Raw genomic sequence first — 12219 nt, forward strand, 5'->3', positions numbered from 1 at the left:
TATCACGCTCTAAAGCCTGATAGCTGGGGGCTTTTGATAAAGGTCGGGAATTGCTGACAAGTTGTTCTGTCGGGTATCCATCTTTTCAACCAACCTGAGTCTGGTTTATGAATTCCATAAAAATACATTGCAGGCTGCTTTTGGTCTTGACTCTGTTTTCTTCTTCTCTCTGGGCTGTAAATGCTGAGGCCGAAGCGAATGATGAGGCTGAAGCTGATGGCTTGTTGAGTGCTCTGTACGATGATCAAGAGCCTGAAACCGCTGCTTCTGAAAGAAGTAAAAGGGCGGCACGAGGTGGAGGGAGAGGCGGAAGCTCTTCCAAAGGAAGTTCCAGAGGAAGTTCCAAAGGAAGTTCCAAAGGAAGTTCCAGGGGCGGTGGTGGCTCCAAAGGAAAAAGCAGCTATAAAAAAGGCTCTCTTGTTTTTCATAACGTTGGAGGTAATAGATACCGGGCGATCAAGGGAGTGACAAGCTATATAAAGTCATTATCAGGCACCATGGTTAAACTTGACAGGTTCATGAAAGGTTTTTCCATGACCACGCCTAAGAAAATATTCGTTTCCGTTAATCCGCTGGGTAAAACTGTGCGGGGAAGTCAGCCAATCAGAAAAATTGAGTCGAAAGTCCGGTTTCAGGCTAAAGAGTCAGATTTTCTCTACTATAAGATCAGGGGGGGCCGTTCAAAGACCTTCTTCCATCTGGTTTTAATGGAACAGGCGACTAATTTTTCGAAACTGTATCTTGGTTACTATGAAGAGGATGAGGATAGGGTTATTAATGTGGCTGATTCCCGTGCAACGCCTGCACCCGTTTTTTTGCGGGACGTTTTAGGTAGACCTGACGAGCCAGATACTGCAATCAATGGTACTGCTATTAACAGCACAGCTTCAACACCCCATTCAGGTCAATCTCTTAATGACACGTTTACAAACGCTACTGTGAATTCCCGTAATGCAACCGGGTTGTGGGATTTGATGTCAAAAAGGCCTGATTTTAAACTCTTCAGACCGATCCTTAGTTTGGACAAGGAACAGGAATATTCTATTGAAGTAGCCTGGATATCGATAGATGCAGCGGTAGTGGGCCAGAACTGTTATATCGCGTGAATATTGACCCCAAACTCAACTTTATTAATCAATAATCCAATAACAATATCGTGCATCTTTTCGAGCTTTGAAAAACAAATTGTCTTTCTGGCCAACCGTTTAATCCAAGTCCGAAAATTAAGGTTTTTACGCTCTATCTTCTGAGTGTTTGCTTTACCAATAATATGCATGTTTTCATCAAGGTGTCGCTCATAGGCTCCCCAATCATCGGTGTAAAATTTATTAATACCAAATGGCTTCAGAAGTGTTTTGAGTTCTTTAAAAACTTCATCTTTCCGTTTTCCGAAAACATAAGCAAGCACGGTATTTGTAGCGTGATCAACAGCATACCAAAGCCAGCGTTGGTTCGATTTATCATGAACATACGACCACTGCTCATCTAGCTCAGCCTCTTGGCAGACAAGCCCTACATGAATAATTGCATCTGACTTGAGATCAATAGTTTGAATATTTGGGTTGACCTTTACCAGACCGCTTTCTTTTTTTTTAGAGTCTTTATTACTGTTGTCTTGCTTATTCCGAGTACTTTACTTGTATCCCTGATTCCGCTGCCATTTATTGCCATATCGATGATTTTTTCTTTAACGCCAGGCTCACAGGCCTTGTAGCGATATTCAAGCATGAAGGTTTTGATTTCACATTTGTCATTACAGCAATAGTATCGTGGAACATCATGAGTGCTGTATCCGAAAGGCCGAACTTGGTTACTGCCACATGTTGTACAGAGGACTTGCGTAAGGCACATTTTTAAACCGCATTTTTCAAAGTTGCCGAATGTCGTATTTTAGCAGACAGGGCTAGAATCACAGAACTGTGCCACTACCGATGCAGCAACATCGGTTTCAATGTCTGATGCGACTAGAATGACCTATACAACTGTTATCCCTTCACCCTCACCGACATTCTCTTCACCAACATTGTCCTCAACAGCCTGGATAATGCCAGATGCCTCAGCAGCAATTCCCGAAGATGTCGGCACTCAGATTATTGTCAGAAATAAAGAAGGGGAGATTCTGGCAACAGTAAATCTTGACCTGAAGCCCGATTACTTCTCATTCAGTGGTAAAAATGGGTATTTATTAGAATACGGGATTGATGATTCCGGGATTCATCAGTTAACCAAAATTCATACAAAGCCTGAATATGTGTACGAAGATCACAATTATTCTTTCCCCAATTCCAATCAAGAAGAAACGAAATTTAACATGAAGGTGTTTTGGGCGACTTTGGGGGGGGTAGGTGTAACTATTTTGATTGGAGTAATGTACTGCGCTTGGGATTCTTGGAAAAAGAGACATAATCTTAATCCCTGAATTTTTACCGGATTGAGTGAAAAGCCCCGTACTTTTAGAGGGTGTCTTAAAAGCCAAAATTTAAACCCAGTGAAGCACTTTTCTCTGCAAAGAATGACGCTTCACTGGATCTCTTTCCCAGCTGCCCCATTTTCTGTCAAATGGCCGATACCGCTCAAAGTACAACCAGAGAATCCTGTTGTACCTGAAAATAGCTTGAAAACTGGCTTTTACAGCCCGGCTCAGGTTATAGGCCAGCAGGTGTAAGCCAAACTCCAGTTTAACTTTCTCCAACCCCTTGCGACGAAAACGGTTTAACCCCTGTATATCCCGTAAATAGGCAAAGACAGGCTCAACCATCGCCTTTCTTTTGCTGAAAGACTTTTTAGCTTTCGGGTGCTGCATAACCTGCCTCAGTGCATCCTTGGCATCATCCATCGCATAGCGTTTTATGCGGCGCCCTTTCTTATTGGTCGTACACTGATCTTTGAGAGGACAACCTTCACACGGTCCATTGCCATATATCTTTTGCTCTTTTGTGCGAATGCTTCCCTTTATCTGCCCGATGAGAACCAGCTCTTTTCCTGCAGGGCAACGATAAACGTCATTAGTCTCATCATAATAAAAATGTCCCTTCTGGAACTTTTTGGATTCTTTGGGCTTGCCTGGCTCTTTACCCTCAGGGCATAGCAGGCTGATGTCGCGTTCCAGACTGGTTGAAATGACTTCATCATTGAAGTAACCAGCATCCAGAAGCATTTCATCTACTGGTTTGCCCGTGATCTGCATTGACTGATCAAGCATTGGACTTACGACAGTTGTTTCATTGGTGGGATCAACAGCCTGAGCCAGTACCACCCGCTTGTTATTGGCTAACACGGATGGTTTGTAACCCGTTGTATAACCTCGCCCCCGTTTCATCTTTTGAACAACGGCTTCAGGCTCTGTAGGGCTAACGACAGCACTTCCTGATTTACCATTCTTTTTTCGCTTCTCGTTGCGTTCAATAACTGCTTCGAGAGTACTGCTGGCCATCTCCAGTTTTTTTTGTTTTCAGGACAGTCTGGATGGTTGTCAGCTTGCTTTGGTGCTGTTTCATGAGCCTGTTGTGCAGCCTCCTGCTTCATCAGGTTGTAGCTTGAGCAGGCGGCTTCTATGACCGTTCCATCACCAGCCAGACAGCTACCATCAGAGTTCGTCTTTTTGAGGACGGCTCGTGTCAGGCTTTCAAAAATGCACCGCCCATGGACTTGCTATGCATATTGATGAAGCGACCAATAATGGCGTGGTCTGGAAAAATCCCACCGGTAACCCACATACAGCCAAGATCAACACGAGCTAGTCGCTCCAGAGTTCTCAGCGAGGTAATGCCCTGCATAATGCCATAGAGAATCAAACCCATCATGTTACGGGGTGAATAAGGAGGCGACCTTCTGAGGCATATCTTTGCTCAAAATCTGACCAGTCTTGCTCATCAAGAAGGGATGCAACAGTAAAAGGTGTTTTTTGACCAGTTAGCTCAAGGTGTTCTTTCAGGTTAGTGTTGCCAAGGGTGATGCCGTTGGGGTCGGGAGCAACAAAACGTCGTTTGTCTGTTTTGTTGCCTGATCCTTTGGGCTTATCGTGTTTTTTGTGATCCGGACTACTGGCTGCACCTGAAAAAATATCGAGCTGTGGAGCTGTATTAATCTTGATTTGCGGTCTTGCTGTCATACTGAAGCCGGTAAAGCTACTTTATATCCAGATTACCGGCTTGTAGTGGGTTTTGCGACACCCTCTTTAGTGCGGGGATGGATAGCTCGCAGTCTGAAAGACTGCCTATACTCGATACTTGTTTTGGTTACAGATGTTGAGAGATACTGTAAATATGACTAAGGATTTGTCTGAAAATAAGTTCCTTATTTCACTATCGCTTACCTCAAGCCATTACTGGCTGATGATTGCAGCAAATCGGGAAGTTATTTTTAGACGATTCCTAAGCGAGCCTACAAATACCGATTCTATCCAACCCCTGAGCAGGAAAAATTACTTGCTCAATCGTTTGGTTGTGTTCGCTTTGTCTATAACAATACTCTCCGTTATCGCACTGATGCCTACTACAAAGATGGAACCAGTATTTCTCATGCTCAAGCTGAAAAACGCCTTGTATCACTCAAGTCTGAGTTTCCATTTTTAACCGATGTTTCCAGTGTCATCCTGCAACAGACTCTCAGAGATCAGCAGGAAGCATTCAAGAATTTCTGGGCTGGCAGAGCTAAGTACCCAAAGTTTAAGAAAAGACATTCAAGGCAGAGTATCAGGCTGACCAAGGTGGCATTCAAATACAAAAACGGGCAGCTATTCATTGCCAAGAGCAAAGAACCTCTGAATATCCGGTGGAGCCGTGAGCTGCCTTCAGCACCTTCCAGTATCACCATCAGCAAACACAGAGCCGGACGGTACTTTGTTTCCATGCTGTATGAGTTTGAAGCTAAACCAATGCCCATTAGTAAAAAGACAGTGGGTATTGATTTAGGTTTGAATGATCTGTTCATCACATCAGACGGCGAAAAATCCGGTAATCCGAGGCACACCAGATGCTACGAGCAAAAGCTCGCCTACCTTCAGCGTAAATTGGCGAAAAAGCAGAAAGGCAGCAGCAACAGAGCCAAAGCAAAACTGAAACTCGATGCTGCAGTTTTACCTAAACAAGTAACGTATTTATCTCGATTCTAAGCTGCATCTAAAAGTTTAAACTTCCGGGCGTGTGCTTTGAGTGAGTCAGTTGCCTTTTGTTCTCCCAGGTCTCTACCAGCCATATGCCTGCTCGACTCCCGCTTGGGCAAAGTATGCTCTAAGGCTAAGGCCAGAGCCTTAAGCTCGGTATCTGGATCTTCCGATTCAACCACTGATTTCACCGTAGCAAGCAAGGCTTCTGCATTGAGGCGTTCGATCAGACAGCCTGCGGGCATTCCGGCCTGTTTGTTTTTCAGTAGGACGAATTGCTCAGGGTGCAGTAACAGCATGTGTTCGCACAGCAGGCTCAGGATCACGCCGCGCTGCGATCCGTCAGCACCTTGCTGTTTGCTCAACCTGTTCCAGCCACAATGAGCTTTCCAGTCTTGAATGAAAACCTCGACCAACCACCTCAAGGTGTAAATCCTGGCTATGTCGGTATGCCGCCATGACATATCTGAAGCCACCAGATAGCGATAATCCTCTTCACCCTCATACTTCAGGGCAATAACAAAACGTCTTTTCCCATGAGCCTTAACATACAGCCGAGCAGCCAGCATCGTGACCTGCTCTTCTTTGCCACCGCGTATTATGAGTTGAGTTTCAGCGCCTTTCTGGCGCGAAAAGTAAGCTTTGAGAGTCGCTTCCGAGTGGTTTCGGTTGGATACTTTCTGATTCGAGCGCAGTTGGCTGACAACCTGGGCTCCGCCTGTTATTTCCGCAGCCTTATCCATAAAGTCTCCTGTGCCATACAGTGCATCAGCGAGAATTGCTTTGATCGTAATGTTGGGAAACGAATCAACAAATTCTTGCAGCATAACCAGCGTCAACGACTGCATGGTGGGGTAACGAACATGATCTGGCTCAGGACGGTTCGGTCGTTCTTTTTTCTGAATGCCTTGCTTCCTGAGCGCCTTGTCTTTCTTCCTCCATGCAGATAACTCAGGGTCAGGAATATAAAAGCGAAACCCTACTGGAAAGGTAGCTACTTCAGTAACGAGCACCATAAACACCAGTTCCTGCCCATTAAAATAACCACCTGTTGATTTGTCTTTTATCTTATGGGCACCGTCGATTTTTGAAGTCCTTTTAGTGCGCTTTTTTCCTGTATCGTCGATAGCAAGGGTTCCACTTTGTATTCCATAGCGTAGAAGAATATTTCTGACGCTGGCCTGTAGCAGGCTTTGCCATGCAATTTCTGCTTGATAAAACATCCAGCACAGACGGGTCGCTTTGAATCTGCCTAAGCTTCTGCGCTCAAAAGCAGCCCAGTTAATAGTTTTAGTTACCACGATTCCCATGATAAAAACGCCCAGTGCCACTTTCTGGGATCTACTCAACTGCGCAGAGGAATTGATGGACTTGAGCGAATCATTCAAAGCATCCAGAAAGGCAGTGACAACGGGTAATGGGCGAATTAGCAAGATACGACACTTGACGGTTATTAAGTTCCTATGAGATCTTACCTCCAACCTGCTGCTGTGGCTATGATGGAATCTCGCAAGGCTTGAATTCGGAGCTGCAGTAGTAGTCTGCTCTTATGCCACCCTGCCATTTCCTGCTCTCCCTCAAATATCAAAAACTGCAGCATCGAGTGAAAGTTGCCCGTGTACATGCAAAGATCGCTGACTGCCGGATGGAAGCTACCCACAAAGCATCCCGCAAACTCATAAACGAGAACCAAGTTGTTTGTGTAGAGTCCCTGAATGTGAAAGGCATGATCAGAAACCCGAAGCTGGCAAAGCATATAGCTGATGCAAACTGGGGCGAATTTGTCCGACAGTTGCAGTACAAGGCTGAATGGGCGGGGAGGCAGGTCGTTCAGATAGACCGATTCTTCCCAAGTTCAAAGCGTTGTCCGGGTTGCGGGTTCGTCCATGAAAGTATGCCGCTATCAATCCGTGAATGGGATTGCCCCGAGTGTAAAACCCACTGGGACAGAGACATAGCGGCAGCCATGAATATAAAAACCGCCGGACTGGCAGGGTTAGCCTGAGGAGCGACTGGAACGGGGATGGCTGCGTAAGCAACCATCTAGGGAAAGCGTGTTGAAACAGGAGCCCTATTTGGTGACGAATAGGAATCCCCGTCCTTCAGAGGTTGTCGCAAAAGTAATGGAATGACGGAATTAACTCTCAATCGTCATCTCCGTGAAGACGGAGATCCACTATTTATGGTGGGTTCCCTGCGCAGGAACGACGAAGTTTTAATACTTCGCGTTTTCAGGACTTTTGCGACAGCCTCTTCAGGGCGGGGAGGATGTCAAAACAGGCTACCACGATGCCTCAGGACTATATCTTTGGCATTAACCCATTTTCTGACCAGCTGGGTGATTGATATTGGAAGTATCTGAGAATCCCTTGGGTGCGGTTCTCTTCCTGCGGTTAACTCCGCTTTGAAATGACTTTCTTCCACTGGTTTGAGATGACCCGTTTTCAGCGATACTTTTGAACCGCATTCAAAAGGTTAGGTTCACTGTGGTTTTCAGATTTATTTTTTGGTGGTAGTACCTTTAGGGAGTCCGACTTTGCGCTTTTCTTTCAGACGGTAGCTTTCACCTTTGATATTCAGAGTGGTTGCCTGGTGCAGCAACCGGTTAAGTATCGCTGTGGCTATGGCCTGATCACCAAAGATTTCACTCCAGTCTACAAAGCTTTTATTCGAGGTCAGGATGATGCTTGCCTTTTCGTAACGGCGAGTTATAAGTCGAAAGTGGCGAGCTTCGCGTTGTCTGGGAAGAATTGCCAAAAGGGCTCCAAGGTTAATGGCACACTGGCGTATTGGCTGTGTGTCAGCGGTTGTATAAGAAGAGCCTTATGAGCTGAGAGGTTCAAGTACGGTTCCGTGAGCAGCCATGATGAGATGGGTTTGCTCAGTCTGATTGAGGTGGCAGTAGTTATCTTTATTATGCCTTCAGTTTTGCAAGGTGAATACTCGTTACCGGAGCGACTTTCTGGAAATCATGAGTTTAAACCGGTAACCCGTACTCATCCAGACTATCAATATTATTACTGGAACGGGGCGAAGTTTGATCGTCGTCCGGGGGGGTGGTGACGAGTCTGGTTGTGGTCGTGGAGGAATTCGCAGAGCCTCCTATTCGCAGAGCCTCCTAGAGTAGGGGTGCATGTATTGGGGCCTGGTAATCAGTGTTATGCAATACATTAACTGATGTTACGCACTTTAAGCGAAGGAATCAGGGCTACAGAGTGTAATGACCTCGTTCGGAAACCTTGATGATTCGTAGAGGGTGCGTAACTCCAGACATTAATGCTTTTGCTGTCTGAAATCGTGGTTGCCAGACAGCAAAAAGCACAGATTGGTCAGGCTGTTACTCAGCGCCCCATGCCTTCCGCAACAAACGGACGAATGCGCTTCAGCATTTCTTTGAAGATCTTAGGGTTACCACAAACGATCTGGTTCTTGTCCAGAAAGTCGTGACCGCCCATAAAGTCACCACACAGGCCGCCTGCTTCCTGAATGATCAGGGAGCCTGCTGCCATGTCGTAGTTCTGCAGACCGAATTCCCAGAAGCAGTCCAGCTTGCCGGAAGCCACGTAAGCCAGATCCAGAGATGCAGCGCCGCAACGACGGATGCCGGCGGTATCGCCCAGCATGGCGCGCATCATGTTCAGGTAGCCGTCCAGGTAGTTCAGGTTGTTGCCGGAGAAAGGAATACCGGTACCTACCAGAGCGCCTTCCATGGAACGACGATCAGTTACACGAATGCGCTTGCTGTTCAGGGTTGCGCCCTGACCACGGCTGGCGCAGTAGGTTTCGTCCTTGATTGGATCCAGAATAACAGCGTGCTCAATGCGGCCGCGGTACTGGCAGGCAATAGAGATAGCGAACTGAGGGATACCACGGATGAAGTTAGTGGTACCGTCCAGAGGGTCGATGATCCAGAGGTAATCCTTGCCTTCACCTTTACCTTCAGTGTGGCCACTTTCTTCACCGAAGAAACCGTGGTCCGGGTACGCTTTACGCAGAGAGGAGATGATCATCTCTTCAGAAGCGCGATCCACCTGGGTAACGAAGTCGTTGCGGTCTTTCGCTTCAACTTTGAGGCTCTCAAGATCACGGTAAGCGTGAACAATAATTTCGGCAGCGGCGCGAGCGGCGCGCAGCGCCATGTTTACCATCGGTTGCATAGGCTGGATTACATCTGAAATGTGAAAGATCGAATATGAATATCGGAAGAAGTTGCCATAGGGGTAGCCCCCGGTACCTTCGAGCCAGTGACAGACTGACTCTGATTTCATATCACATGCATTAACTGTCTAGGAACTCGTTAAGAGCTTGTTCAGAGCTTGTTCAGAGCTCATGCAAAGAAAGCTACGCGAAAAAGTGCGCGGATTATAAAGAAGAATGCACCACTAATTCAAACCTATTGTTCATTATTTGTGGGGTTTTCCGGTAAACTGCCGGATTTGGCTTTGAAAGCTGTCGGCGCAACAGGCAGCTTTTCAGAACCCCTTCTGGATTAAAAAGGAGATGGTCTGTAGTGAACGACTCCGTTGTGAACGAGCCGGCAGTAAACGGCTCGCTGGCTCTCGATAATATTTCCATTGTCCTGATTAATACCACTCATCCCGGTAATATCGGTGCGGCTGCCCGGGCTATGAAGGCGATGGGGCTCAGCAAGCTGGTACTCGTCGGGCCGGCCGATTTTCCTTCCGGTCATGCCACTGCTCTGGCATCCGGTGCGGACGATATTCTTGCCAATGCAAAAGTGGTTGAGACGTTGGATGAGGCGCTGGCCGGTTGTGAGTTTGTTGTGGGCACCAGTGCCCGTGTGCGTGGTGTGTCGCTGGACCTGGTTGAGCCGAAGGCGTGTGCCAGTCAGATTCTGGATGAAGCCGAACAGGCGCAGGTGGCGCTGGTATTTGGCCGGGAAGACCGGGGGATGACTAACGAAGAGTTAAGGCGTTGTCATTTGCAGGTGCATATTCCAACCAATCCTGACTTTAGCTCCTTGAATCTGGGAGCGGCGGTTCAGGTAATGGCTTATGAGTTGCGGATGACGCATCTGGCTCGTCAGGGGGGTGTTGAGGTGCCCAAAACCAAACAGATGACGCATGCTTCTCAGGACGATATGGAGCGGTTTTATCAGCATCTTTATGAAACACTCGTACAAATAGGCTTTCTTGAGTACAGCAGTCATGAGAAGATCATGGCGAAATTGAGACGACTGTACGGACGCATTCGTCCGGATCGGGTGGAGCTGAGCATCCTGCGCGGCATTCTGTCCGAAACCGGTAAATTTGCGAAGGAATCTTCAGAACACTCTTCAACAGATGCATAGAAGCTGTTTATAAGTAGCTTCTTGTTATAAGTAGCTCCTTAGCGATGCTGTGAAGAGTAACAGGAACAAGACTGACGATTGAATTATGTTTGAGCGACTCAAAGAAGACATCAGAACCGTCATGCAGCGTGACCCTGCCGCCAGAGGGACGTTTGAAGTGGTGACGAATTATCCCGGTTTGCACGCGCTGTTGATGCACCGCGTTGCCCACAGATTGTGGAATGCCGGGTTCTGTTGGCTGGGTCGCAGCCTTTCAACGTTCAGTCGCTGGTTTACCGGTATTGAAATTCACCCCGGGGCGACCATCGGGCGACGCTTCTTTATTGACCATGGTATGGGGGTGGTGATTGGTGAAACCGCGATTATTCACGACGATGTCACCCTGTACCACGGAGCAACGCTGGGCGGTACCTCGCCCAATAAAGGCAAGGATCATCCGGTCAATCAGGGTAAGCGGCATCCGACACTGGCCAATAACGTAGTAGTGGGTGCCGGTGCCAAGATTCTCGGGCCTTTTACCGTCGGTGAGGGGGCTAAGGTTGGATCAAACGCTGTGGTGGTAAAAGAGGTGCCACCGCGTGCGACTGTTGTCGGCATTCCCGGGCGCATTGTTGAGAAACGCACGGAAATCGATTCCCGCCGCCAGCAAATGGCTGAAAAAATAGGCTTTGATGCTTATGCGGTAACGGAAGATATGCCGGATCCGACGTCGAATGCCATTACCGCCATGCTGGATCATCTGCACGCGATGGACGACAGAATGCTGGAAATCTGCAAGGTGCTTGAGGATCGCGAGTTGTGCGGTGATATGAATCCTATCCCCGAGTTGAAAGATGAGGATTTTGCCTCTTTGAAAAGTCGGGAGCAGGCAGAGGCGTAGCTGTCGCTCATAAATCTCAGACCTGTTGGATTTAAGTCTGGCAGGCTCTGGTTTGTCTCTGCAGTCGGGTATCTTGATCCAGATTAATGACTTCGGGCTGTTTAAAGTTGATCGGTGATGACGAAGTCTGTGGACTTGTATAAAATAGCCTGCCGCTATAAATAAACCTCTTTTTAATTCACTCCTGTTTGCTTCTCTCCAATATTTTCTAGAATTCTATTAATACTTGACTGTTTTACTCAGGTATTTCATAATCCGCTTAAATGCTACCGTCAGGTTGTGTTTCAGATGCATGAATCAGCCGACCGGAACCCTGCAAAAGGCTTGTAAGCTGGGCAGGATTTTCGAGCAAATGATCGGGCAAAGATAGTGCAAAGATAGCGCAAAGCAAAGATAGTGCTGATGACGATAACCAGCTTATTGAGAGTGAGAATCCAGCATGCGATTGACCACAAAAGGACGCTATGCCGTAACTGCCATGTTGGACCTGGCGCTGCATGCGGATCAGGGGCCGGTAGCCCTTGCTGACATTTCCGAACGTCAGGGTATTTCACTCTCCTATCTGGAGCAGCTGTTCTCTCGCCTGCGCAGAAGCGAGCTGGTGTGCAGCGTGCGCGGGCCGGGTGGGGGTTACCGCCTCAGTCGTGACTGTGAAGCCATTTACGTGGCTCAGGTGATTGATGCGGTGAATGAATCCGTTGATGCAACCCGCTGTCATGGCGACGGTGGTTGTCAGCAGGGTGCCAAGTGCCTGACGCACCATTTATGGCATGACCTGAGCAAACAGATTCACGAGTTTCTTGGCAATATCAGTCTGGCTGATCTTGTCGCAAAAAGAGAAGTTCAAAATGTCGCTGTTCGTCAGGACGAACAGCAGGGCCAGGACAACAAGAGTGTGATTAACAGCCTGCTGTAATGCTGTTT

13 protein-coding genes and 2 pseudogenes are annotated in these 12219 nt (G+C 47.5%); 8 read left to right on the forward strand and 7 right to left on the reverse strand.

From position 1 onward, the window contains the following. Nucleotides 1–107: 107 nt before the first annotated feature. Complete coding sequence (locus EZMO1_RS26175) at nucleotides 108–1106, forward strand: hypothetical protein (RefSeq protein WP_145912548.1); 999 nt, start codon at nucleotides 108–110, stop codon at nucleotides 1104–1106. Here EZMO1_RS26175 and EZMO1_RS28075 read toward each other — a convergent pair. After that, nucleotides 1094–1851 (reverse strand): IS1 family transposase gene (locus EZMO1_RS28075; protein WP_420809906.1). Its coding sequence is split into 2 segments (ribosomal slippage): nucleotides 1094–1584 and nucleotides 1584–1851, totalling 759 coding nucleotides; the frame shifts between segments, so codons are not numbered across the junction. The genes EZMO1_RS26175 and EZMO1_RS28075 overlap by 13 nt on opposite strands. Nucleotides 1852–1951: 100 nt before the next feature. Here EZMO1_RS28075 and EZMO1_RS09415 point away from each other — a divergent pair. Then, nucleotides 1952–2419, forward strand: coding sequence for a hypothetical protein (locus tag EZMO1_RS09415; protein ID WP_152557005.1), 468 nt, complete (start codon nucleotides 1952–1954; stop codon nucleotides 2417–2419). 60 nt (nucleotides 2420–2479) lie between these two features. On the opposite strand, the gene EZMO1_RS09420 is transcribed toward EZMO1_RS09415, so the two are convergent. From EZMO1_RS09420 to EZMO1_RS09430, 3 genes are all read right to left on the reverse strand, one after another. Further along, complete coding sequence (locus EZMO1_RS09420; RefSeq protein WP_061509408.1) at nucleotides 2480–3433, reverse strand: transposase; 954 nt, start codon at nucleotides 3431–3433, stop codon at nucleotides 2480–2482. Nucleotides 3434–3617: 184 nt separating this feature from the next. Beyond that, nucleotides 3618–3803, reverse strand: a complete 186-nt coding sequence (locus EZMO1_RS09425) for a transposase (protein ID WP_086936403.1) — start codon at nucleotides 3801–3803, stop codon at nucleotides 3618–3620. Beyond that, complete coding sequence (locus tag EZMO1_RS09430) at nucleotides 3800–4111, reverse strand: hypothetical protein (RefSeq protein WP_061509412.1); 312 nt, start codon at nucleotides 4109–4111, stop codon at nucleotides 3800–3802. The genes EZMO1_RS09425 and EZMO1_RS09430 overlap by 4 nt, the downstream gene beginning before the upstream one ends. Nucleotides 4112–4369: 258 nt before the next feature. Here EZMO1_RS09430 and EZMO1_RS25455 point away from each other — a divergent pair, with 258 nt between their 5' ends. Beyond that, nucleotides 4370–5113, forward strand: a complete 744-nt coding sequence (locus tag EZMO1_RS25455; RefSeq protein WP_082211707.1) for an RNA-guided endonuclease InsQ/TnpB family protein — start codon at nucleotides 4370–4372, stop codon at nucleotides 5111–5113. Here the strand turns inward: EZMO1_RS25455 and EZMO1_RS09445 are convergent. Continuing rightward, on the reverse strand, nucleotides 5110–6537 hold the full coding sequence (locus tag EZMO1_RS09445) for a transposase (RefSeq protein WP_145912468.1): 1428 nt from the start codon (nucleotides 6535–6537) through the stop codon (nucleotides 5110–5112). The genes EZMO1_RS25455 and EZMO1_RS09445 overlap by 4 nt on opposite strands. 167 nt (nucleotides 6538–6704) lie before the next feature. Between EZMO1_RS09445 and EZMO1_RS09450 the strand changes: the two are divergent. Continuing rightward, nucleotides 6705–7109, forward strand: a pseudogene (locus tag EZMO1_RS09450) (RNA-guided endonuclease InsQ/TnpB family protein); the annotation flags it as partial. A gap of 494 nt (nucleotides 7110–7603) precedes the next feature. Here EZMO1_RS09450 and EZMO1_RS09455 read toward each other — a convergent pair. Next, nucleotides 7604–7861, reverse strand: a pseudogene (locus EZMO1_RS09455) (ATP-binding protein); the annotation flags it as partial. 96 nt (nucleotides 7862–7957) lie between these two features. Between EZMO1_RS09455 and EZMO1_RS09460 the strand changes: the two are divergent. After that, on the forward strand, nucleotides 7958–8167 hold the full coding sequence (locus tag EZMO1_RS09460) for a hypothetical protein (RefSeq protein WP_145912550.1): 210 nt from the start codon (nucleotides 7958–7960) through the stop codon (nucleotides 8165–8167). A 278-nt stretch (nucleotides 8168–8445) separates the two neighbouring features. Here EZMO1_RS09460 and EZMO1_RS09465 read toward each other — a convergent pair whose 3' ends face one another. Next, nucleotides 8446–9243 carry an inositol monophosphatase family protein gene (locus EZMO1_RS09465; RefSeq protein ID WP_420809932.1) on the reverse strand — a complete coding sequence of 266 codons (798 nt, stop codon included), beginning with the start codon at nucleotides 9241–9243 and terminating at the stop codon, nucleotides 8446–8448. A gap of 371 nt (nucleotides 9244–9614) precedes the next feature. Here EZMO1_RS09465 and trmJ point away from each other — a divergent pair, with 371 nt between their 5' ends. From trmJ to iscR, 3 genes are all read left to right on the forward strand, one after another. Further along, nucleotides 9615–10415, forward strand: coding sequence for a tRNA (cytosine(32)/uridine(32)-2'-O)-methyltransferase TrmJ (gene trmJ, locus EZMO1_RS09470; protein WP_236631936.1), 801 nt, complete (start codon nucleotides 9615–9617; stop codon nucleotides 10413–10415). Nucleotides 10416–10500: 85 nt separating this feature from the next. Further along, nucleotides 10501–11295, forward strand: a complete 795-nt coding sequence (gene cysE / locus EZMO1_RS09475; RefSeq protein ID WP_034873026.1) for a serine O-acetyltransferase — start codon at nucleotides 10501–10503, stop codon at nucleotides 11293–11295. Between the two features lie 439 nt (nucleotides 11296–11734). Then, entirely contained in the window at nucleotides 11735–12211 is a 477-nt protein-coding gene (gene iscR, locus EZMO1_RS09480; RefSeq protein WP_034873027.1) for a Fe-S cluster assembly transcriptional regulator IscR, read from the forward strand. The last annotated feature ends 8 nt before the right edge of the window (nucleotides 12212–12219 follow it).

The organism is Endozoicomonas montiporae CL-33, assembly GCF_001583435.1.
Taxonomy (GTDB): Bacteria; Pseudomonadota; Gammaproteobacteria; order Pseudomonadales; family Endozoicomonadaceae; genus Endozoicomonas_A; species Endozoicomonas_A montiporae.

Excerpts from the sequence above, each read along its gene's own strand:
- EZMO1_RS26175 (WP_145912548.1), top strand. The coding sequence starts at position 108 with ATGAATTCCATAAAAATACATTGCAGGCTGCTTTTGGTCTTGACTCTG.
- EZMO1_RS09415 (WP_152557005.1), top strand. The coding sequence starts at position 1,952 with ATGTCTGATGCGACTAGAATGACCTATACAACTGTTATCCCTTCACCC.
- EZMO1_RS09420 (WP_061509408.1), bottom strand. The coding sequence starts at position 3,433 with ATGGCCAGCAGTACTCTCGAAGCAGTTATTGAACGCAACGAGAAGCGA.
- EZMO1_RS09425 (WP_086936403.1), bottom strand. The coding sequence starts at position 3,803 with ATGATGGGTTTGATTCTCTATGGCATTATGCAGGGCATTACCTCGCTG.
- EZMO1_RS09430 (WP_061509412.1), bottom strand. The coding sequence starts at position 4,111 with ATGACAGCAAGACCGCAAATCAAGATTAATACAGCTCCACAGCTCGAT.
- EZMO1_RS09465 (WP_420809932.1), bottom strand. The coding sequence starts at position 9,243 with ATGGCGCTGCGCGCCGCTCGCGCCGCTGCCGAAATTATTGTTCACGCT.
- cysE (WP_034873026.1), top strand. The coding sequence starts at position 10,501 with ATGTTTGAGCGACTCAAAGAAGACATCAGAACCGTCATGCAGCGTGAC.
- iscR (WP_034873027.1), top strand. The coding sequence starts at position 11,735 with ATGCGATTGACCACAAAAGGACGCTATGCCGTAACTGCCATGTTGGAC.